The sequence below is a fragment of the Chitinophaga varians genome, from assembly GCF_012641275.1.
Taxonomy (GTDB): domain Bacteria; phylum Bacteroidota; class Bacteroidia; order Chitinophagales; family Chitinophagaceae; genus Chitinophaga; species Chitinophaga varians_A.
In genome coordinates this window covers 3,099,533-3,123,131 of the sequence record NZ_JABAIA010000001.1, presented here as the reverse complement: position 1 = coordinate 3,123,131, position 23,599 = coordinate 3,099,533, and the positions used below count along the sequence as shown (strand labels likewise).

Here is a 23,599-nt window from a genome sequence, read left to right as displayed (position 1 = left end):
GTTGCGTGAGGAAATGTTACTTATCTGGTTTTTGTCTCTGAAATGCTTGTTCAGCCTTTGGGTCTGCCGGTTGACGGGGGACTTCCCTTTCGGGCAGTTCTTCCGGAATAGGCTCAGGCTTGTCTGGAGGTGGCTGCACAGGTGTCGGAGCTTCCCTTCCCGGTTGTTCTTTATCCGGCTTAGGTTCTTCGTCTGGCTGCTTTTGTCTTTCCGGGTTCATAGCTTACAGTTTTATGGGTTAAATAACTATTTAAAAAAAATCAAAGTTCATTCCAAGGGCACAATATCCATCGCCCACCCATCGCAGCACGGGCCGCAAACATTGTGCAGCAAAGGGTTTCATTCGTTAACAATAAACGCCAACGGCGCCAGCCGCACGCTGTATTTTGGATTCCCCATCAGCCGTAGAAATAAGTAGCACACTGTGGAAATAGTTGCGCAGCGAGGGTTCCCAAAAAAATACACCGCCCGGTCATCTGTTTTTAATACATAAAATAGTATCTTGAATTGCTTACACAGTAACCACTATTGAAGAGACCAAATGCATTTTCCAGTATATAAAAAAATACGCATCGGATTTTTCATTGCCTTTACGGTTATTATCGCTGCATCCATCTTTTCCTACCTGGTAGCCAAAAACCTGCTGGACAACGCAGGGAGGCTGAATCACGCCATCGAGGTGTCTAAACGGCTGGAAGTCATCACCCGTCAGTTAAAGGAAGCAGAGGCTGCCATCAGGGGCTATAATCTCACGAAAGACAGTTCTTTCCTGGACCCCAGCATGGAAGAAAGAAGCAAACGCATAGAAAGGGAATACCTGCTGTTACGTAAAATCACCGCTGAAAGCCCCCGGCAACAGAAACACCTGGATACCCTGCGGCAGCTGCTGACCATCAAATACCAGCAGCTGATGACCGGCAGCCAGACGGTGACCGTAGCCCGGCAGGAAAGTTCCGTCAAAGAAGGAGAAAAAGCCGCTGACCGGCTGGACCGCAAAGTGCAGGACATGATCCGCATTGAGGAAAACCAGGTACACGAAAAATCCAAGCTGTTTCATTTCTTCTCCGTACTGTGGGTGCCCGTGATCTTTATCTCTTCTATTGTGGCCATCCTGATAGGCATTTATTCCTATGTGACGCTTACCCGTGAATTCAGGCTACAGCTGCATATTGAGAGCAAAATGAAGTCCTATCAGCGCGATCTTCAGCAAAATATCTCCCTGCTCAATAAAACCAACCAGGAGCTGGAACAGTTTGCTTACGTTGCTTCTCACGACCTTCAGGAGCCGCTGCGGAAGATATCCACCTTCAGTGACCGGTTGCAGATGAAATACAAAGACCAGCTGCCCCCCGACGCCACCCAGCTGATAGACCGTATGGTATCGGCCGTGTCCCGCATGCGGGTGCTGATCAACGATCTCCTGGTATTTTCCCGGGCAGGGCGTATTACGCCCGAAAGCATTACCCTCGTGGACATGAACGTGCTGCTGCAGGAAGTGCTTACCGACCTTGAAGTAACCCTCGAAGAAAAAAATGTGACCGTCACCTATGACAAACTGCCGGAAATAGAAGGCAGCGATACGTCTTTTCACCAGTTGTTTCAGAACATCCTGGCCAACGCCATCAAGTTCGCCAGCCCAGACAGGCCGCTGGTGATCAGTATACGGCAGCAGGTGCTGACCGGCAAAGAGCTGGGCTTCGTGAAAGAAAACCGGTGGGACACGCTTTTCTGCCGTATCAGTATCACAGACAATGGTATCGGCTTTGACCCCGCCTTCGCCGAACGTATCTTCCTTATCTTCCAGCGCCTGCACGGCATCAGTGAATACACCGGCACCGGCATCGGTCTGGCTATCTGTAAAAAAATTGTTGACAGTCACAACGGTTTCATCTTTGCCGAAGGCGAGCCCGGCCAGGGCGCCACTTTTATCGTTGTCTTACCCATTCTACAGGGCAATAAAAACGAAGGATAATACGATAAATAAAAAGATTAGCACTTTTCTTGCGGGTCAAAGTTCAGATAGCTTTTGCCACACTTTAACTTATCCAGATGAGCGAACGCCCGATACAAATACTCATGATTGATGACGATGAAGATGATTTTTTCCTGGTAACGGAACTATTGCGCGATATTTCCCCTGGTCAATATGTGTTGGAATGGGCCCCCACCTATCAGAAAGGCATTGAAGCCATTGAAAGGAAAACCCATGACATATTCCTGGTGGACTACCGGCTGGGACCGCACACCGGCCTGGATATTCTCCACCATTTTCAGGAAATGCAATATAGCATGCCTGTCATTATGCTTACCGGTAAAGGCGACTATGCCATCGACCAGGAAGCCATGAAAGCCGGCGCCTACGACTACCTGGTAAAAGGTGAAATCACCGCCGACCTGCTGGAACGCTCTATCCGCTATGCGCTCGACGAATATAAACACCTCCGCACCATCGAAGAAAGCGAGAAAAAATATTTCGGCATCTTTGAAAAAGCCCATGACCTGATTATCCTGGCCGATTGTGATAAAAACATCATCGACGCCAATCCGGCCGCACTGCGGAGATTACAGTACCAGAAAGAAGAAATACTGAAACTGCACCTCCGTGATCTCTTTACCATACCAGAGCAAAGCGAACAATTCCTCAGCAACATCTGTAACGATGGCGTTGCCGGCACACAGGAATACGAATTCAAAACACACGACGGTAAAAAACTATTTGTGCTCATCAATGCCGTCATGCTGGACGAGGCAGAACAAATCTTCCTGTGCGTGATACAGGACATCACAGAGAAAAAAAGAGAAGAACAGGAAAAACAACATCAGGAAAAATTCGTGATCACAGGACGTATCGCCCGGGTGATTGCCCATGAAGTAAGAAACCCGCTCACCAATATATTGCTGGCCGTAAGCCAGTTTAAAGAAGAAGATGATGTAGCTGCCAACGAAGAATCTGACCTGTACACCGATATCATTGAACGCAACTGCACCCGCATTAATCAGCTGATCACGGAACTGCTGGACAGCACGCGTATGATAGAACTGCACACCGCAGAACATGGCATCAATGAACTGATTGAAAATGCGCTGAAGCTATCACAGGACCGTATGCAGCTGCATGAAATACGGCTCAGTAAACAACTGGTTACCCCTGATATCAAAGTGAACGTTGACGACGAAAAAGTGGTGATCGCCTTTCTGAACATTATCATCAATGCCATCGAGGCCATGGCGCCAGGCAAAGGCATGCTCACAGTTGCTACCCGGCGTAGCCAGGACAAGGCACAGGTACAGATTTCCGATAACGGCATCGGCATCCCGGAAGACAAGCTGTCACGCCTGTTTGACCCGTTCTATACCAACAAAGCCAAGGGAACAGGGCTGGGGCTTACCAGCACACAAAATATCCTGCTTAATCACAAAGGGACCATCCATGTAGACAGTGAACAGGGCAAAGGAACGACTTTTACTATCACCTTGCCAGCGGTTTAGTTTCTCCGGACCCGCCGCCTTCGGGGTATTTCTTACGTCTGCGCAGTTGCTCTTCGTGCTTACTGAGCGCACCGTCAATCGCTTCTTCCACGGAGTGCGATTCATTCATTTTGATTCTTTTTTTGGTTTCTTCCGCCATTACATGGTAGTATTTGTGAAGGACGTCCAGTTCTTCTTCAGAAAGGTTTTCCACGTCAATAAGGCGGTTACTGGCCAGTTGGTGCGCAGCAATCAGTTCATTCAGCTTCAGCTGGATGGATTTGGAGTCTTTGTTTTGCGATTTCTGAATGATAAACACCATCAGGAAAGTAATGATGGTAGTACCTGTATTGATCACTAACTGCCAGGTATCAGAATAGTGGAACACGGGGCCGGTCACACCCCAGATGATAATAACAGCCAATGCGAGGAAGAAGGCCCAGGCGCTGCCGGTTGCAGCAATAACTTTGGCGGCCATGGTTTCAAAAAATCGGGTGCCAGACTGGTTTTCGGATAGTGGTTTCATAGCTGCCTCATTTGTTATAATGAGATGCAGGCAAAAAGTCTGCCTGCATCTCATTTATCTAGTAGTTGATATTCAACAAGCGTAATTTATTGTACAGCGTTTTACGGTCGATGTTTAGCAGCTGTGCTGCTTTGGTTTTATTATATTTTACTTCTTTGAGTACGTTGATGATCTTATTGTATTCTGCCTGGAGCGCCACTGTTTTGAGGTCGTTGTCATTAGCCATGATAGCCAGTTCCCCGCTTACCGGCAGTTCATCCTGCGGTTGGGCAAATGATTCTTTCATTTCCAGCGGCAGGGCCGACATGGTGATTTCCTGCATTTCCGGCGTCAGCAGGCAGGCGCGGCGAATGATATTTTTCAGTTCGCGGATATTGCCTGGCCAGTTGTACTCATGGAAACACTTCCACACTTCCGGAGATATTTTACCACAGGACTTCTCCAGTTCTCTTTCCACCTGTTCCACGAAGGCTGCCACAAACAGCGGCAGGTCTTCCCGGCGTTCACGCAGCGGCGGGATGTAGATGGTAAATTCATTGAACCGGTGGAAGAGGTCTTCCCGGAATTTTCCGCGTTGTACGGACTCCGACAATTTTTCGTTGGAAGCCACAATGATGCGGACGTCTACCGGTATTTCCTTTAGGCTGCCCACGCGGCGGATCACTTTTTCCTGTAATACGCGGAGCATGGCCACCTGGATATCATAAGACAGATTGGAAATTTCATCGAGGAAAAGCGTGCCTCCCTGTGCCTGTTCAAAGGCGCCGATTTTAGTGCCAATAGCGCCGGTAAAAGCGCCTTTTTCGTGCCCGAACAGCTCACTGGCGGCCAGTTCCTTGGAGAGACTGCCACAGTCCAGTGCCACAAACGGTTGCGAAGAACGTTTACTGTGATGGTGTATCAGGTGGGCCACCGATTCCTTACCGGTACCGGTTTCTCCGAAGATGATCACACTATAGTCGGTAGGCGCCACCAGTTTTATCTGGCGGATCAATTCACGGGCGCCTTCACTTTCGCCATAAACGTATTTATCGTTTTTCTCGTTCTGGTTACGGGACAGGAGCGTTTCGCGGGCTTCAGGCGCACTGCCGGCATCTACCGGCTGCACCGCCATGCGTTCCTGTTCGGACTCCTTATGTGCAAAAGCTTTATGCACCAGGTTTAGTATTTCATCGGGATACAGCGGCTTGGACAAATAATCATACGCGCCATTTTTCACCATTTCCACAGCCACACGCACATCGGTATAGCCGGTGATGATAATGACGATCGTCTGCGGATTGATTTGATGGATGTCCTGCAGCAACTGTGCGCCATCTGTATCTTTCAGCCTGTAATCGCACAATACGAGATCAAATGTTTTCTCTTTCATCATTTTGAGCGCAGCAGCGCCCGTCATGGTGGTGTCTACATTGAACCCATGTTTGCTCAGAAATTTACTGAGGAGCGTACAGATATTGATTTCGTCATCTATAATCAGAATATTTTTCATACTTCTCTAATATGTGGTATTTGTCAACAGCTTACTAAAATTACTAAATAAATCTCAGCTGATAGCCGGCCTGATGTTACCTATTAGCTCATCAACATGTTTTACACTGAAGGGTTTGGCAAGGAAAAAGGTAGCTCCTGCGCTCAGCGCCCTTTGTTTCTCCATACCGTTGTCATATGCACTAATGGTGATAACCGGTAAAGTTGGACATTCTTTTCTAATCTCCGGCAGCGCGTCAAGTCCTGACCCGTCCGGCAGGTGGATATCCAGAAACAGCAGGTCCGGCTGCTGGCTACGCAGGTGTGATAGTCCTTCATTTAGTGCATGGACGTATTGAACCTGATAGCCATGCCTGACGAGGGTCAACTGCAGCAATCGACAAATGTCCGGTTCGTCGTCGATAATCAGGATATTAGGTCCGTTTTTTATTTCATCCGTTGAATCCAATCCGGACCGGTTCACGGGTCTCTTTTTTGGTTGTAACATATTTGTGTTTGTTCCATTGCTCCATCAAAAGACGGGCTATCAGATAGCACACAGTCGACTCAGCGCCCTGGTTTTGATTTACATTGTTACGTTCCAGGCCATCATAGCATCCGTAAGTAAGGGGATTATATACCAACTGTTTCAGATGATTATTCCCCAGGTACCAACTAAACGCGACGCGCATCTTTTCGAAGTACAAATGGTTTTTAGTATTGTTATAAAAGGTGTCCAAAGCCAACATGGTATACGCCACTTCGATGGATTGCTCACCACCGGCTTCACTGGCAGGAGGCGTGTTTTTATGGTACCATGTTTTATTGCTGATGACTTTCATATAGCTATCAGTAAAGGTTTTGCTGCAAAGGAATGCCAGGCTTTCTTCCGCTGTTTTGCGATAGGCCGGGTTCCCTGTTACCTGGAAGGCCATCATCATCGCTTCCGGGATGACGGCATTGCCATAGGTAAGGCTGGATTCAAACCATTTCCAGTTATCATCTGCCTCTGCTATATATTGCTCCTGCAATCTGGAGGCCAGTTTATTCAGCAGTTCTGTCGCCTGGTCGGTTTTCCGGTATTGCAGCGAATAAAACAGTCCTTTCATGGCAAACGCCATGGCCCTCGGGGAAGAGAGGCTGTCAATCCAGCGCAGGCAGGGCCTGAAAAGGGACAACAGTTCCTGTGTCATGTCAAAAGACAGCACCTGGTGGCAGGACAGGGCATATCCCAGCGCCCATACCGTACGACCGTTGGCATCTTCAAGGTTTACTTCATCGTTCTGGCTGGTGAAATTGCCGTCTTTATCCACATAGTTCAGGAACCTGCCGGATGGTTTACGGCAACTCGCTATAAAACGGATATATTTTCGGATCAGGGAATCCGCGAAACTACTGGGTTTGATCGTAGTGATGTACATGCAGAGCGCGATGAGCGCCCGGGCATTGTCATCGAGGGTATATCCGTGGGCCGGGTCCGGCACATCATGACGGGCAAATTGCAGCATGCCCAGTTCATCCGTCAGACGGTCGATATGGTCCAGATAAGGGGCCGGCAGATTGGGCATGGTCACCTTGTTATCATCCAGCACTTCACTGAACATGGCCATATGGGCAATGGCCACGTTGTCCCAGATGGAACTGCGTGTTTTTTCAATAGCATTGCGGCTCATGCGCTGGCGCAGCTCCGGATTGCCCAGCAGGTTCATGGCGGCAGCCGCCAGCTGGTCTGCATCGTTAAAATCAATCAGGCAGCCGCAACTTTCGTCCAGCATCTCTCTGGCCTGTACAAAGGCGGTGGAAATAACCGCGCAACCTGCGCTCATAGCGTAGACAAAGGTGCCGCTGACAGCCTGATGGGGGTCTTTGGAGGTAAAAAGGTAAATATCTGTCAGTGATAAATAATCCAGTAAAGTATCCAGTGAGAGATAGGTATTAACAAACCGCACATTGTTTTCCAGCTGATATTCCTTCACCATGTCTTCCAGTTGTTGGCGGTAGCGCTCTCCCTCACGTGCGATGATTACCGGATGGGTTTTACCTAAAATAAGATAGATGGCATCGGGATAGGTTTTGACGATCTCCTTCATGGCCCTGATACCCGTTTCCAGCCCTTTATTTTCGCTTAACAGGCCAAAGGTGCTGAGTACCAGTTTGCCTTCCAGGTCATACTGTTTTTTAAGGGCATTCACATCGTCGATGATGTGTGCATGAGTACCGTGCGGAATATGAACGATCTTATCTGCCGGCAACTGGTAAACGTCGCGGAGCAGGTTTACCGAGGAGCGGGTCATGGCCGTTACCTTAGTCGCCAGGGCGCCTATAAGGCTTACCACCTTCAGGCATTTCTGGTCCGGGAAAGGCAATACGGTATGAAAACGGACGATAAAAGGCTTGTCCAGTAAGGATAACATGGCCAGCAGATTATGTCCGTATTCTCCGCCATAGAGGCCAAACTCATGCTCAAAGCAGAGCAGGTCTATTTTAGGATTATCATTGACTTGCTGCGCGAAGGCGATGCAGCTGTCAATATTGAAAGGATTTACGGTATAAGTGACCGGTGGCTGTTTGTCTGTCCACGGCTTCCCCGACTCTTCCAATGCACAGATTTCGATATTCAGTTTTCCTGCGAAACTCTTGTCCAGCGCGTTGATCAGATCTTGCGCAAATGTAGCGATGCCGCACTCACGGGGCGGAAAAGATGATACAAAAAGCAAGTTTTTAGTCATTGGTCAAAATTTTAAGGCTTTCATTCACTGTGGACCGCTCTGCGTCCGGGATGTAGCTTTTCAAATATCAATCCAATGCCTGCCTGTTGCTTTTTAGCGAATTCATCAAACTAAAACTGTGGAAAATATTCCCCATATGTTTATCACGGTTTTCACGGTGTGGACACGTTTTTTTAGTGTAAATCGTACACGTTTAGATTTGATTAACACTTCGTATACTTATTTTTGATTATAATTGTAAACCAATTGTTATTAGCAAAGGGATATTGACCAATGGCGGGCATTGTTATAACAATTGCTTAAAACAGTAACTATGGCTGTAAATAAAGATGAATTGAGAGAAAAACACGAAGGAAAAACACGAGCTAAGTATCAATCAAAAAACAATTAAAAAAACAAAAAATGTATACAATTTTGTTAATTGTCCAAACTTGCTTATTTTTAAATTCGTAACCATATCAGACCAAATTAACCAGAGATTAACACACTCCTATCGACACGTTTTAACAAGTATCGGCGATTTAAACAGGATCAAAATCTATCTATTCATTATAAAAACCTTACCGCGCTTATGCGACATATTGCATGTACCCTCAACGTGGATGGAGTCCCCACTAAAATCAACATCCGGAAAGTAGCCAAAGAAAGAAGATTCCTGGCAATTGTAGATCAGACAGTAACAGAATACATCATTTCTGACGAGACAAACGAAGTGGAATATTATGAAGGACCGAAATTAGACGACTATCTCTTTGAGAAAATAGCTGCTCTTATCAAACAGTATTTTCCCAAAGTAAAAGCCATTGTTAAAGTAGGGGAAGATAATTATGAGGACTATGACGACTACTAGTCGTCAGTCCTTTATCAGATAAACCCTTTTTCAAGAGAGAGGAAGGCTTCAGACGGATGCACCTGCTGCCATAATATCGCATATACGGCCTGCGCCACAGGCATTACCGCCCCTATCTGTTTGTTCATCTCATACATGCATTTGCTGGCGTAGTAACCTTCTGCGATCATATTCAGCTCCAATTGGGCCGCCTTTACGGAATACCCTTTCCCAATCATGTTACCAAAGGTCCGGTTCCTGCTGTGCAGGGAATAACAGGTCACCAGCAGATCGCCCAGGTAGGCGCTGGCGCTGTAATTATGGACCATCGGCTCACTGCCCCGCTGCTCTGCCTTCTGCGCCTCGTACTGCTCCAGAAAAGCCTGCATCTCCCGGAAACAGTTGGTGATATATACACTCAGAAAATTATCACCATATTCCAGTCCATGCGCAATCCCAGCTCCCAGTGCATAGATGTTTTTCATCACCGCCGCCAGCTGCACGCCAATCATATCTGTATTAACGATCGTCTGCAAATAACTTCCGGTAAATTTATCTGCTATTGCCTGTGCCGCTTCCTGATGAACACCGGAAAAAGTAAGATAGGAGAGCTTTTCATTGGCCACCTCCTCCGCATGACATGGGCCGGTGATGGTAAAATAATGCGCCGGCGGAAGCTGGAAGCGCTCTTCCAGGTATTCATTGATCAACTGGTTGTTGCCAGGCACCAATCCTTTAATGGCCGAAATCACTTTTTTACCCTCCAGCGCTGATGATGGCAACTGGTCCAGCACATCTGTCAGGAAAGCAGAAGGGACCGCCAGCACAATCTCATCACACGCCGCCACAACGGCATTGACATCACTGCTGAGCGACAACAGGCTGGTATCAAAGTATACAGAAGTCAGGTAATGTTTGTTATGATGACGCTGTTGCATATGCCGGATCGTCTCTTCATTACGGATCCACCAGTGGATATGCTGTCCATTATCTGTCAGTATTTTTGCCAATGCAGTAGCCCAACTGCCACTGCCGATTATACCAATGCGATTCTCCTTGCTCACAATGCTAATTTTACGCAAGATAGGAAATCCGGCACGCAAAGAGGCAAAGCAGACCTATTTAGTAACAACGCAGAGAGGGCGAAGACCTGCTGTGGTCCTCGCCCTCTCTGCGTTCTTGGTATCTGAAAAAGGTTTAGCGCCTTTGTGCGATTATTTATTCTGTCCTTCGAAAAGCTTGTCTTTAGCCACCACCTTCACTTTTTTACCGTTGTTGAGGGTACGGGAAACTGCGCTGTAAGGGGCGCTGATCACCTGGTCTCCTTCCTGTAAGCCTGCCAGTACCTGGATATAGGAATCGTCCTGTACACCGGTTTTTACGGGGACCATTTTCACGGAGTTGTCTTTCTGCAATACAAACACCACTTCATTCATTTCCGCCTTGCTTTTGGCGTCGTCTTTTTTCTTATCTCCGCTGTTGCTCTTGGTGGAATCCGCATCGCGGGTAGTAACGGCATTGATGGGTATTGCCAGTACGTTATTTTCGTGACGGGTCTGTATATCCACGCTGGCGCTCATGCCGGGGCGGAAAGGAAATGCTTTGTGACGGGCGTTGGTCAGCAGATCTGCATAGGATTCCGGCAGAATGCGGATATGCACAATATAGCTGGTCACCTGTTCTGCGGAAGACGCTGTGGTAGCGGTAGCAGTGGCGGCGCCTTTGCTGGAGCTGGCGATTTGTGTCACCACCCCTTTGAAACGGCGGCCATTGTAGGCATCAACCTCAATGAGGGCGGTATCTCCGTATTTCACTTTGGGGATATCATTTTCTCCAACGTCCACCTGTACTTCCATACGGCTCAGGTCCGCGATGCGCAGCATTTCTGTACCGGTCATCTGGGCGGTACCTACCACGCGTTCGCCTTTCTTTACATTGAGCAGGGAAACGATACCGTTCATGGGAGCGGTAATAGTGGTACGGCCAAGGTTTTTATTGGCTTCTTTCAGGTTGGCCTGTGCGCTTTGCACGCCAAATTTGCTGCTGTTGATTTGTTGAGCCGCCGCGTTATAGTCGGCCTGGGAAGCGAGGTAAGTTGCTTCGCTGGTTTCAAATTCAGAGCGGGAAATTACCTTCTGGGAAAGCAGTTCTTTGTTACGAAGATAAGCGGCCTTGTTCTGGTCCAGGCGGGCTTTGTAGGAATTGAGCGCAGCAGCGGTGTTGGCCAGCTGTGCCTGTGACTGGCTTACAGAAGCCATGGCTTTGTCCACCATGGAGCCATAAATATCTCCGTAAATACGGGCCAGTACCTGGCCTTTGGTCACAGTGTCTCCTTCGAGCACCGTCAGCTCAGTAATCTCACCGGATACGTCGGAGCTTACTTTTACTTCAATTTCGGGATAAATTTTTCCGCTGGCAGTCACTACCTCGATGATATTCTTTTTTTCCGCCTTGTCTGCGGCCACGTTCAACAGTTCTTCCTTACCAATAACACCCGAAGCCTTTAAAACAATGAGCAAAATAACAAGTAAACCTAAGCCCGTGAGCCAAAAAAGGGTCTTTTTCTTCTTCATAAAGCAGTTTATTACCTGGCGTCCTACAGGGATATTCTCTGGTCCCGGTAAAATTCCAGCAATTTCATTTTGAAAATATAGTCGTACTGTGCCGAGACTTTATCAATCTGGGCTTTGAACAATCTGGTTTGCGTTGTGATATAATCAATGGTGTTCATTAATCCGATGTTGAACCGTTTGGTGGCAAAGTCGTACGCTTTCTGGGCTGCCATTACCCCGGTGGTGGAAGCGTTGTATTTCTGCAGGGCGGCCACTGCATTGGCATGGGCAGTATAGATGTCCTGCCGCAGTTTCTGATTGTCCAGGTCGCGGGTCAGCTCCATGTTGTACACATTGACCTTGGCTTTGGAAACAGCGGTCCGTTGCTGGTAACCGTTAAAGAGCGGAATCCTCAGGCTCAGCCCTATATTTTTACCAAAGGTGTTGTCCAGCTGTTTATTGAAAGGTATCAGTTTTCCGTCTATTCCGTAGAAGTTATTGGCATAGCTGGTGGAAAGCCCCCCTACCAGGGACAAGGCGGGGAATAACTGTCCGACTGCGGAACGGTAAGATCTGTAGGCCCCTTTGATCCTGAGCTCATCGGACTTCACCAGCGGATAGGATGTCAACGCCGCGCTATACACCATTTCCGGGGCCATTTCAGCCAGCGGGGTGATAGGCAGGGATGATATGTTCTCCGGGATTTCCGGTACGAAAGGTATCTCAAAACTCAGGTTCAGATAGGCCTTCATTTGCAGGATAGCCAGAATTACATCGTTCTGGGCGGTCACCAGGTTGGTGCTGTCCTGCGCCAGTTGCGCCTCCAGGTCGGCCTGGTTGCTTTCCGGAACAGAACCGGCAATCACCAGCTTTTTGGTATTGTTGAGGTTAGACAGTGTCTGGTTTACCTGTACTTCATTCACCTTTACCTGTTCGTTTTTCAGCAGGATCTGCAGAAAAGCAGTGGCAACGTTAAAAGCGAGATCATTACGGGCTTTTTGCAGCAGGAAACCATTGGATGCCACATCATACCTGTTGGCGGCAATCAGGTTTTGTTTAGAGAACCAGTTGAACAGATCGCCGCTCATATTGAGCTGGCCACTGGCATTAAAAATAGACTGGTTAATATAAGCGTTGTCCTGAATGCTCGCGATACGACCATCGGAATACCCTGCGTTAACATTGCCGTTAAAGTTGGGGATCATACTGAGACGGCTTTGCTGCAGGGTAAGTTCTGCCAGCCGTTTTTGCACCTCCTGTTGTTTTACAGTGATGCTGTTTTCCATAGCATAATCCACACAACGTTTCAAACTCCACGTATCCTGCGCCACAGCCGGGGTTATGTTAGCAAAGAAGCAGAAGAGCAGGAAAAAACCTGCGATTTGGGATATTCTCATAACATGCCAAAAATATAATAAATGTAAGGATAGTTTTCCTCGCTTCTTGATAGAAGGCAAAATTTTGTTAGGTATGGTGTCATACCTTACGCCATGCGTATACAACATAGTCTTTTTTTTGGAGATTAATACTGATTAAGAACACCATCTGTGATTATCCCTGTATATGTCCGTCCCGGATCTGAATGATCCGGTTTCCATAGGTTGCATTCAGGTCAGAGTGGGTTACCTGTATGATGGTTATTTTATCCTGTTCATTGAGTTGTTTAAAGAGTTCCATGATAACTTTAGCCTGATCGGAATGGAGGTTACCGGTAGGCTCATCTGCCAGTATCACCCGGGGCTCGGCCACAATAGCACGAGCTATTCCCACCAGTTGTTGCTGCCCGCCGGAAAGCTGATTAGGGAAAAGGTCTTTCTTGGCAACCATATTAAAACGGTCCAGCACGTCGGCCACTTTACTTTTCCTTTCGGAGCTGGAGAGGCTTTTATATAACAGCGGGGTCTCAATGTTTTCATAAACAGTCAGCTCATCGATCAGATGGTACGCCTGAAACACAAACCCGATGGCACCGCGGTGTAACTGCGTCCGCTTTTTTTCGTTCATTTTATCCACCCGTTCTCCCTGAAAGAGGTATTGTCCGGCAGAAGGTTCTTCCAGCAGCCCCAGAATATGCAGCAGTGTTGACTTACCGGATCCGGAAGGTCCCATAATGGACACAAATTCACCCTCTTCAATAGTCAGGTCTATATCTTTCAGGATCTCGTTTTTACCAAATCCTACCGGGTAATGCTTGGATATTTTCTGCAGTTGTATCATGATAGTTTTTTTGAATTTTGGACTTGCTTACAATTTTCCGGTAAAGCAATATAAGTTCATTTCACCGGATCTTTTTATTCAGTTTTTAAAGTGTTGACCGGGTTACTGAGGGCTGCCCGCACTGTCTTCAGGCTCATCGCAGTCAAAGCCATGATGGCCATGATCACCCCTCCTGCGGCAAACACCCACCAGGAAAGACCTGTGCGGTAGGCGAAAGTCTGCAACCACCGGTCCACGGCCCACCAGGACACGGGTATTGCCAATAAAAACGCTACCAGTACCGGCTTCATAAAATCAGTGGTCAACATGCCGACCACCTGCCAGACCGTAGCTCCCAGCACTTTACGGATACCTATTTCTTTTGTACGCTGGTCTGTCATGAAAATAACCAGCCCCAATAATCCGACAATACTGATGAAAATAGCCAGGCCGGCACACCAGTTCAGCAGATTGCCCATCTGTTGTTCTTTCCGGTACAGGTTTTCCACGGTTTTATCCAGGAATTCATAACTGAATTCCTCCCTCGGGTATATTTCTTTCCATACTTTTTCCATGCCGGCGAAGGCATTTTTCCAAACCACCCCGCCTTCCCCTGCATTACGCAACCGCACATGCAGGGTCCGGTGGTTTCTCAATGCATCGCTGCCGATAGCCACTGCAGGGATCTCGCGGCGCATACTGCCCACGTTAAAGTTGCCCACCACTCCTACTACCGGATGTCCTTCTACCAGCTGACCGATGGCATCCTGCGGGCGTTTAAACCCGAAAGCCCTGACAGCGGTTTCATTCAGCAGCCATTCCCGTACTGAGTCGGAGGTAACAATGTTCCGGCCGGCCAGCAACCGAAGGTTGTATACCGGCAAATAAGCACTGTCGCCATAACGCACGTCCACCACCTTTTCTATTTCCTGCCGGCCATTATTGTATTTCATGGAGATAGTCATCCAGCCGCTCATTACAGGTGTTCGTCCTGAAAGGCTCACCCTGTCCACTTCAGGCAGGGTGGCAATCCTGCTCTCCAGCAGCCTGCGCCTGGACGGGTCAGGATCGAGCCGCGGCGTGGTAATGGTAAGGATGGCGTCTTTCCGGAATCCCAGATCTTTATTTAAGGAAAAGTGAATTTGTTTACTGACCACCAACGTGGCGATAACAAAAAACTGCGCTATGGTAAACTGTACGGCGGTCAGCGTCTGGCGCACCCATACCTTCCCGCCCTTATGGCCTGTATTGGACTTTAACACGGCCACTGGCTGAAACCGCGCCAGCACATAAGCCGGATAAATACCGGCTGCCAGCGCCACCACTACCGCCAGCGTAAACAGGAACATCAACACCGGCGCAGTGTATAGTTGCGCTACAGGCAGGTCTTCCGGCAGAAAGGCATGAAAGCTGATGATCAGCAACGGCGCCATTAATAAGGAAAGCATCGCCGCCAACAACGTCAGGACCATCGTTTCCCCAAGGAACTGCCTGATCAGCTGCCGGGTAGTCCCCCCGATTGCTTTACGGATACCGGTTTCTTTTGCCCTGCGGGATGCCTGCGCCGTGGTCAGGTTCACAAAGTTGATGACCGCCAGTCCCAATAAAGCCACGGCCACCCAGGTCAGTATATTCAGCTGCTTCCTGTCCGCAGTACGGCGATAAGCCTGAAAGTCCGTGTTAAAATGCAGATCACTCAGTGGCTGCAGTGACAAAACCATTTTAGAATCCTTTGTGTTGTGTGGCTCGACATAGCTTTTCAATACGGCTGCCGCGTCCTCCGGCCTGGCGAAAGGCCTGAGCTTCACCAGCAGCTGTGTGGAAGAACTGGTGCTCGACCAGTCCTGGTCAAGATAAATCTGTTTAAAGCTACTGTTACTCTCCAGGGTAGACATCGAGATCATCTCCCCAAACCAGAAGTCGGTGGTGTGGGACAGGTCTTTCACAACACCGGTTACAGTAACCCTGATACTATCATCGTAAAGCACCTGTTTTCCCAATACCTGGTCCACCGGCAGACCGGGAAAATACAACCGGGCACGTTCCTTTGTAAGTACTACGGAAAGCGGCTGAGATAACGCCGTGGCGGCATTTCCGCCCAACCACTCATACCCCAGCAAATCCATATAGTTCCTGTCAGCGAAAATGACATCTTCCTTATTGGGAAAGTCCTTTCCATCAACCGTAATACGATCAGTCGTATTGTTAATAAAAAAATGAACGGCCTTTTCTATCTGCGGTATGTTCGTTTCTGCCACAGCTATAACGGGAACGGTTACACCGCTGTTTTTTACGCTGTCGCCGGAGAAGCTGATCGTGGAAACGATCCTGTAAACATCGTTTCCACGGGGTACGGCCTTATTAAAACCCGACTCATAAAACACTACCAGGTATACCACCAGTGCCGCGCTGATACCGGTCACCAGTCCCAGGATGTTCAGCAGGGAGAAGACTTTATTGCGCCATATATTTCTGATTGCTACAAGCAAATAGTTTCTAAACATAATTATCTTTTTATTCCGATCTGAGACTCTTCACCGGGTTCATAGTCGCCGTTTTCACGGACTGCAGGCTGACCGTCAGCAGGGCTACTAAAATAACCAGTGCGCCTGCCATCAGGAAAAGCCAGATGCTCAGCGAAGCATGGTAGGCAAAAGCATTCAGCCAGTTATGACCAACAAACCAGGCTACTGGTATGGCTATCACCAGCGCCATCAGCACCAGTTTGATAAAATCTTTTGATAACATGGCCACCACACTGGTCACCGAAGCGCCCAGCACTTTGCGGATGCCAATCTCCCGTGTCCGTTGTTGCGTAGTGAGTGTCGCCAACCCCAGTAAACCCAGGCAGGACACCACCATTACCAATGTGGCAAAAGTGCCCAGTACAGCGCCTACCCGATATTCCGACTGGTACATCCGGTTAAAATCATCGTCCAGGAAATGATAATCAAACGGCACTGCGGGCAGTTTTTCTTTCCAGAGCGCCGCTATCGCAGCAATCACCTGCCGGTTGTCACTTCCGCCTGTTTTAACGTATATCTCATGGAACCAGTCATACTCCGGGAATATGACAACAGGTTCTATCTTGCTTTTCATGGTAGCAAAGTGAAAATCCCTGATAACCCCCTTTACCGTTCCCACACGACCATTGAGCGTTATTCGCTTGCCTACCGCCACTTCCGGCGCCCATCCCAGTTTTTTGACCGCTGTTTCATTCAGGAAGAAGTGATAGGCCCTTTCTTCTGATTTTTCTTTCAGGATATCCGCTATATCAGCATGGGTAAGGTCTTCTCCCGCCAACAGGGCGATTCCCATGGTTTTCAGAAAATCTCTTTCAATCGGCAAAGCATTGATGTTCAATTCATAATTCGGCTGTCTGCCTTCGATATTGTTAATGCTGTAGCCCCCCTGAATAAACACAGGTGATTCTGCAGCGGCCGTTACATTTGTGACACCGGAGAGTTGCAACAGCTGCCCTTTAAGAGACGCCAGTTGCTGCGCATCCCCTTTAAACCCGCTCAGCACCAGCACTTCGGAGCGGTCGAGCCCCAGCTTTTTATGCTGGATATATTGCATTTGACGCTGTACAATGAGGGTACATATGATAAAGAAAACAGAAGCAGCAAACTGGAACACCACCAGCGACTGACGGATACCACGTCCTTTGGGAGTGGCCGCCTGCGAGCCTTTCAGCACCTGTACAGGCCTGAAACCGGAAAGGAATAAAGCCGGATAAATACCTGTCACAAATGAAACCAGCACAAATACGCCGATGAGTACAAAATAAATCCGGTAACCACCGGCGCCGCCCATCTGCAGCTGCGTATCCGCCAGCTGATTAAAAGCCGGCAGCAGCAGCTTCGCCAGCAGCAGCCCCACGCCCATCGCGATACCGGTGAGCAGTGCAGACTCCATCATAAACTGCCAGAAGAGCTGTCCCCGATGCGCCCCCAAGGCCTTGCGTACGCCCACTTCCCGGCTTCTCTCGGTAGACCGCGCAGTGGCCAGGTTCATGAAGTTGACGCAGGCGATGATCAGCAACATGCCTCCTATTAGCGCGAATATATAATTGTAGCGTATGTCCCCTCTTTCTTCCATATCTGCCGCCACTGAATACAGATGGATATCTGAAACACGCTCCGGCACGAAATTCAGGACCGCTCCGCCACTACGCTCCTCATCACTGAGTTGTTGTTTGCCGATAGCCGTAAGGCTGGCCTGCAGCGTACTCAATTGGGCCGGGTTTTGTACCTGCACATAGGTGTAGTAGTTGGCTGATCCCCAGTATTCGCGCAATTGCAGCGTACTGTAGCTGGCCACAAAATCAAACTTAAGATGTGTATTGGACGGAGCATCGACAGCCACACCGGTCACCTGAAAAGGACGGTCGCCATTGATCATCAGGGTTTTCCCTACCGGATCGGTATCGCCGAAATATTTTTTCGCCATGGAAGCAGAAATGACCACCATGTTAGGCCCGTTGAGCACCGTTGCGGCATTACCTGTTTTCAGCGGAAAGGAGAACAGCTGAAAAAATGGTGCATCTGCGTAGATGAAGCGGTTTTCGTTTGCGCTTTTGTCTGCATACCGGATACTCACATTCCGGTGATACACGCGCACCACCTTCTGAACTTCCGGCAGACCTTTGATGGTGGTTGCCAGGATATTCGGCGTCACGGCTGTTTGCACCAGTTTCTCCCCTTTTACGCCGTAATCCAGCCGGATACGGTATATCTCCGATACGTTTTTGTACCACCTGTCGTAAGTCCATTCGTTTTCAAGGTACAGGGACAACAATACAAAACAAGCGATGGCGGTAGCCAGCCCGAAAACGTTGATACCTGCGTATAACTTACGTTTCAGGAGATTTTTGACCGCTATTCTAAAATAGTTTTTCCACATCAGTTATTTGTTTATAATCGCTAATCAACTTTCAAACTGGCTGCCGGGTTAGCCAATGCAGCCCGTATGGTTTGCAGTCCGGTAGTAGCCAGGGCGACCACCACCGCCAGCAGGCAAACGCCTGCAAACATCCACCACCGGATTTCCACATGGAAAGCAAATCCATTCAGCCATCGCTGCATGAGGTACCACGACAGCGGCGTGGCCACCAGTACCGCTATCAGCACCAGTTTCAGGAAATCTCCCGACAGCAGCACCACAATACTGCCCACAGAAGCGCCCAGTACCTTGCGAATGCCTATTTCCCTGCGCCGTTGTGCCACTACCATTACGGCAATAGCAAAAAGCCCCATGCAGGAGATGGAAATGGCGAGTATGGCGCCACTCATAAATATCCTGGAGAAACGGCCCTCCTCGCGGTACAGCCGGTCAACATTCTCATCGAGAAAACTGGGTGTGTTCTTTGCCAACGGGTTAACTTCCTTCCAGATAGCACTGATATGCGCCATCGCTGCGGCCGGATGGTCAGTATTCACCCTCACGAACAAATAATTCATCCGGGACTGCGCATCCATTGTCAACATCAGCGGTTCTATTTTTTTGTGCAGGGACTCAAAATGATAATCCTTCATCACACCGATGACGTGATAAACCGGACCACCGGTATTAATCGTTGCGCCCAGCGGGTCCTTTTCGTTCAGCTGTTTGGCCAGTTGTTCATTGATCACCACCCCGGAGGAATCTGTCCCATACTGGCGGGAAAAGTCCCTGCCAGCCACCATCTTCAGCCCCAGCGTTTTCACATAATCATAGTCTACCACCATGCACTGCGTGCTGATATGGCCTCCTTTGTGGTCAAAGCCACGTGTCCAGTTACCGGAAGATCCGTCCATTCCGATGCCCAGGTTCAGTATACTGCCGGAAACGCTTACTACCGAAGGCTCCGTGGCCAGCCGGTTACCGAAAGCGGTGCGGGACTGCAACGGGGCATTATCTGCCGGGATACTGATGACCTGCGTGGTATTGTAACCTAACGGTGTGGCATGTATGAAATTAATCTGCTGCCAGATAATGGCCGTACAGCTGATTAATACCGCCGCTACCATGAACTGGAAAACTATCAGGCCGTTACGCACGCCACTGCTGCGGTTTAGGTTCAGTTTACCTTTCAGCACCTGTATAATATTGACCCTGGCTATTTTCCAGGCAGGGTAACCACCCGCCAGCAGTGTTACAAGGAAGAATCCCAGCGCCGTACCCAGTACTATCCAGCCGTTGCGGAAAAGCTGAAAACTCAGCTGATGCCGGAAGGTGGCATTGTAATAAGGCAGGAGCAGCACAGCCAGTAACAGGCTCACTATCAGAGATACCAAACAAAGCAGAAAAGCCTCACTCCAAAATTGCAGCATCAGCTGCCTGTCCATAGCGCCCAGTGCCTTTCGCAGCCCGATCTCACTGCCACGGGTAAACGATCTGGCGATGGACAGGTTAATAAAATTCACACAGGCAATGCCTATGATCAGGCAGGCCAGCATCAGCATCATCCATGGATAAAAAGGACGCAACCCGCTGCCAAATGAGCTATAGGGGGAAAGGTGTATATCTTTCAGCGCAATGGTATTTATACGCAACAACTCTCCGTCTTTATCGGGTACGCCGTCCATGCTTTTCAGGCTGTTGATAAGGTCCGCCAAATACTTATGTGTAATAGGGACCAGGCTTTTGCCAAAGGCCGCCGCACTGACAGCAGGCGCTACTTCTACCATTAACGGATAACTGGAAACATTCCAGTTGTCCCGGATATTGCTGTAATCTTCTACATTCTCAAAGCGGACCAGTGCTTCAAAGGTGATGCTGGAGTTGTCGGGTATATTGTCCGTCACTGCGGAAACAACGAAGGGTTTCCAACGATCGCCGATTTTGACTTCCAGCGCTTTTCCTACGGGGTTCTCTTCATTGAACAGCGCTTTCGCCGAGTTTTGTGTCAGCACCAGCTGATCGAGGTTTCCCAGGGCTGTTTGTTTGTTGCCCTGCTGTAGGGGAAAAGAAAACATCTCCAGAAAAGGGGCATCTACCATTTCCACGTCCAGGTAAATATTTTTGTCCTTATACCGCACAGGCATGTCCCCACCACCGATGCGGGAAACGTGCTTTACCCCCGGCACTTCCTTTTGCAATACGCCGGCCATCGGTTCTGAGAAGCTCTTGTTGACCCGTATACCTTTACCGGTATTGTCCTGCCGGTACAGCTGGTACACATGGTCCTTATTTTCCTGGAAATTGTCATAGGACCATTCATGGTAAGCAGTAAGGGATAGCAGCAGTGCCGCGCAGATGGCGATACTCATGCCAGCCATATTGACCGTAGCAAATACCTTCTGTTTCCATAAGTTTCTCCACGCAATCTTAAGGTAGCTTGTAAACATGGGACATCATCTGTTTTAAAAAATTATAAAATAAAACAGGGCGCGTAGAAACACACTCTGATTTGCTGTTCACTTGTTATTCTCTTTATATAATAATTTTAGTCATTCCTTAATACATCCACCGGGTTAGACGACGCTGCGCGCCATGTCTGGGAGATGATCGCCAGCAGCGCTATGCACAACAATACGGCAAAACTTCCTGCCAGTGTAAAGAACCCGATACTAACGCGGTTGGCAAATATGCGCAGGAACAGCTGACTGCCCAGATATCCCAGCGGTAAAGCGATCAGGCCTGCCAGTAAAATCAACCGGAGATAATTGCGGGACAGCAACAGCACCAGTCCGGACACTCCGGCCCCCATCACCTTGCGTACGCCAATCTCCCGGCGACGGGTAAACGTAGTATAAGACACCACGCCCAGCAGCCCCAGCGCAGCAATAACTGTAATCATCAATACCAGTATTGCCACTGCGGACACAGGTTCTTTTCCGCTCGTTTTCTCATGCAGCAAATCACTCATCCACTCAGCCGAAAACGTCTCTCCCGGGTGCATTTCCAGCCAGGCCGTTTTAATTCCGGCCATCAGTGTTTCCTTATCTTTCGTATTTACCAGTATCTGCAGTTGTTTGAACTCGCCTGGCACAAACCTTATCGCCATTGGAAATATGGGTGCCTCTATAGGTTGATAATTAAAATCTTTTATTACACCGATGATGCTGACCATCGAGGAGTCAGAGAGCCATATCGTCTTGCCAATGGCGTCTGACGGTGATTTGAGGTTCAGGGACTTTACCATTTGTTCATTGACAATAATGTATTGCTCATGCTCCCTTGACATGGTGGCCGGAAAGTTAGATCCTGCCAGCAGCTTCAGCTGCATAATTTTCAGGAAGTCGGCATCGCCCGCATAGTAGCCAATTTGCATACGGTTGCCATTCGTTTCTGTCTTCACCTGCAAAAAACCACTATGACGCGGAACGCCCAGCACGCCGGAACTGGCAGTGATCGCCTCTACGCCTTTCACCTGCATCATACGGTCTTTCATCAGTTGGAAATCAGCATCTGCCAGGGGAACATCCAAAATATTATCCCTGGAGAATCCCATGTTAAAATCCTCTTTATAGGCAAACTGCCGGTATACGGTCACAAAAAAGATAATAGCCGTAAGCGATAACGTGAACTGTATCACGATAAGCGTCTTGCGCAAGCCCAGCCCGCCGAATAATTTGATGTCCACCATATTGCGCAGTACTTTGGCCGGCTGAAAGGAAGACAGGGCCCAGGCCGGGATAATACCCGCCAGGATACCCGTCAGCAGGCTGAAGACCAGGAACCATCCAAACAGCGCAAAGTCAACCGGTTCGCCGGAAAGGAAACCGATACCGACAGACGTGTAGTTTTCTGCGAGTATCAGCAGCAGTACCGCCAGTACCAGCGAGAGCATGCACATCACAACAGATTCGGTAATAAACTGCATAAACACCTGCCAGCGTAATGCCCCGTTTACCTTGCGAACACCCACTTCCCGTGCCCGTTGCAGGGAACGTACTATAGAAAGGTTGGTATAGTTAAAACAGGCGCATATCAACAGTCCCAGGGCAACGGCTATTTCCGCCAGCACCTTGCCCCATGGCGGAGCACTGCCAATGTCGTTGTATAATTCATGTGAAGGCGAAATGCTGCCAAGAGACTGCTGTTCCAGCCTGATACTGCCAATGCCTTTGGCCGCGGGCTGGTAAAACCGTTGGGATATAAATGTCAAAGCCGTAGCCAATGAAGATGTGCTGACATCGGGTTTGAGCTTCACATAAGTATACCCGTCCTGCACCTGGTTCCAGTCCGTCAGCCGGCCGGGCAATATGCCCTGCTGTTCCAGCGCCGGCACAGATGACAACGAAGCATAGGCGTCATAATCGATATGGCTCAGACCCGGAGAAGGCGCCATAATACCGGTAACAATATAATCCCCCAGCCGCTCAAAATGTACCACCTTGCCCATGGCAGGCGTGTTTCCGAATATCCTGCCGGCCGTTGCTTCACTCAATACAATGCTGTTGGGCGCAGATAAAGCCGTAGCCGGATCTCCGCTCTTCAGCCTGAAACCGAACACATGAAAAAAAGAGGGCTCTGTGAAAGTGCCCTGTACCGGCAATTTCTTTTTCCCCTCCAGCACTGTGCCGGATAATACACTATACAAACGCACTACTTCTTCCGCTATAGCATAGTCCTGCCGCAATACCGTTGCCAGGGGCAACGGTGAACTGGCCATGTGATAATGTTTCCCTTCCTGCGTGGTGGCCTGGGAAGTAATACGCCAGGTGCGGGAAGCAGCAGGATGGAACTTATCGTAGCTGAAATTCTTTTTGGTGGACTTCAACACCATCAAACATACCGTCATGCTTAATGCAAGACCGGCAATATTGATAAAGGCAAACAACCTTTGCCGGCGCAGGTTCCTGAATGCTATTTGTATATAACGGAGAAACATATACGTTAA

The 23,599-nt window shown here is 48.8% G+C and carries 16 protein-coding genes; 3 read left to right on the top strand and 13 right to left on the bottom strand.

Annotated elements, in window-relative coordinates:
- Window positions 1–16: 16 nt before the first annotated feature.
- On the bottom strand, window positions 17–220 hold the full coding sequence (locus HGH92_RS12780; RefSeq protein WP_168871093.1) for a hypothetical protein: 204 nt from the start codon (window positions 218–220) through the stop codon (window positions 17–19).
- 321 nt (window positions 221–541) lie between these two features.
- Here HGH92_RS12780 and HGH92_RS12775 point away from each other — a divergent pair, with 321 nt between their 5' ends.
- Window positions 542–1,972: a sensor histidine kinase gene (locus HGH92_RS12775; protein WP_168871092.1), complete on the top strand. Its 1,431-nt coding sequence runs from the start codon at window positions 542–544 to the stop codon at window positions 1,970–1,972.
- A gap of 77 nt (window positions 1,973–2,049) precedes the next feature.
- Window positions 2,050–3,489, top strand: a complete 1,440-nt coding sequence (locus HGH92_RS12770) for a hybrid sensor histidine kinase/response regulator (RefSeq protein WP_168871091.1) — start codon at window positions 2,050–2,052, stop codon at window positions 3,487–3,489.
- Here the strand turns inward: HGH92_RS12770 and HGH92_RS12765 are convergent.
- The 4 genes from HGH92_RS12765 to HGH92_RS12750 are packed head-to-tail and all read right to left on the bottom strand — an operon-like array spanning window position 3,470 to window position 8,193.
- Complete coding sequence (locus tag HGH92_RS12765) at window positions 3,470–3,994, bottom strand: low affinity iron permease family protein (protein ID WP_168871090.1); 525 nt, start codon at window positions 3,992–3,994, stop codon at window positions 3,470–3,472. The genes HGH92_RS12770 and HGH92_RS12765 overlap by 20 nt on opposite strands.
- A gap of 58 nt (window positions 3,995–4,052) precedes the next feature.
- On the bottom strand, window positions 4,053–5,486 hold the full coding sequence (locus tag HGH92_RS12760) for a sigma-54-dependent transcriptional regulator (protein WP_168871089.1): 1,434 nt from the start codon (window positions 5,484–5,486) through the stop codon (window positions 4,053–4,055).
- Between the two features lie 54 nt (window positions 5,487–5,540).
- Entirely contained in the window at window positions 5,541–5,933 is a 393-nt protein-coding gene (locus HGH92_RS12755) for a response regulator (RefSeq protein WP_247654876.1), read from the bottom strand.
- Window positions 5,917–8,193, bottom strand: coding sequence for a glycosyltransferase (locus HGH92_RS12750; protein WP_168871087.1), 2,277 nt, complete (start codon window positions 8,191–8,193; stop codon window positions 5,917–5,919). The genes HGH92_RS12755 and HGH92_RS12750 overlap by 17 nt, the downstream gene beginning before the upstream one ends.
- Window positions 8,194–8,764: 571 nt before the next feature.
- Here HGH92_RS12750 and HGH92_RS12745 point away from each other — a divergent pair.
- Complete coding sequence (locus HGH92_RS12745) at window positions 8,765–9,043, top strand: hypothetical protein (RefSeq protein ID WP_078669906.1); 279 nt, start codon at window positions 8,765–8,767, stop codon at window positions 9,041–9,043.
- Window positions 9,044–9,057: 14 nt separating this feature from the next.
- Here the strand turns inward: HGH92_RS12745 and HGH92_RS12740 are convergent, their stop codons facing one another.
- The 8 genes from HGH92_RS12740 to HGH92_RS12705 all read right to left on the bottom strand — a co-directional run bounded on the left by HGH92_RS12740 (window position 9,058) and on the right by HGH92_RS12705 (window position 23,590).
- Complete coding sequence (locus tag HGH92_RS12740; RefSeq protein WP_317166395.1) at window positions 9,058–10,086, bottom strand: NAD(P)H-dependent glycerol-3-phosphate dehydrogenase; 1,029 nt, start codon at window positions 10,084–10,086, stop codon at window positions 9,058–9,060.
- 150 nt (window positions 10,087–10,236) lie between these two features.
- Entirely contained in the window at window positions 10,237–11,595 is a 1,359-nt protein-coding gene (locus tag HGH92_RS12735; protein ID WP_168871086.1) for an efflux RND transporter periplasmic adaptor subunit, read from the bottom strand.
- 23 nt (window positions 11,596–11,618) lie between these two features.
- On the bottom strand, window positions 11,619–12,971 hold the full coding sequence (locus HGH92_RS12730; protein WP_168871085.1) for a TolC family protein: 1,353 nt from the start codon (window positions 12,969–12,971) through the stop codon (window positions 11,619–11,621).
- Window positions 12,972–13,125: 154 nt separating this feature from the next.
- Complete coding sequence (locus tag HGH92_RS12725; RefSeq protein WP_168871084.1) at window positions 13,126–13,791, bottom strand: ABC transporter ATP-binding protein; 666 nt, start codon at window positions 13,789–13,791, stop codon at window positions 13,126–13,128.
- 74 nt (window positions 13,792–13,865) lie between these two features.
- Window positions 13,866–16,274 carry an ABC transporter permease gene (locus tag HGH92_RS12720; RefSeq protein WP_168871083.1) on the bottom strand — a complete coding sequence of 803 codons (2,409 nt, stop codon included), beginning with the start codon at window positions 16,272–16,274 and terminating at the stop codon, window positions 13,866–13,868.
- A gap of 10 nt (window positions 16,275–16,284) precedes the next feature.
- Window positions 16,285–18,675 carry an ABC transporter permease gene (locus HGH92_RS12715; protein ID WP_168871082.1) on the bottom strand — a complete coding sequence of 797 codons (2,391 nt, stop codon included), beginning with the start codon at window positions 18,673–18,675 and terminating at the stop codon, window positions 16,285–16,287.
- A 20-nt stretch (window positions 18,676–18,695) separates the two neighbouring features.
- Entirely contained in the window at window positions 18,696–21,101 is a 2,406-nt protein-coding gene (locus tag HGH92_RS12710) for an ABC transporter permease (RefSeq protein WP_168871081.1), read from the bottom strand.
- A gap of 98 nt (window positions 21,102–21,199) precedes the next feature.
- Entirely contained in the window at window positions 21,200–23,590 is a 2,391-nt protein-coding gene (locus tag HGH92_RS12705) for an ABC transporter permease (RefSeq protein ID WP_168871080.1), read from the bottom strand.
- Between the last annotated feature and the right edge of the window lie 9 nt (window positions 23,591–23,599).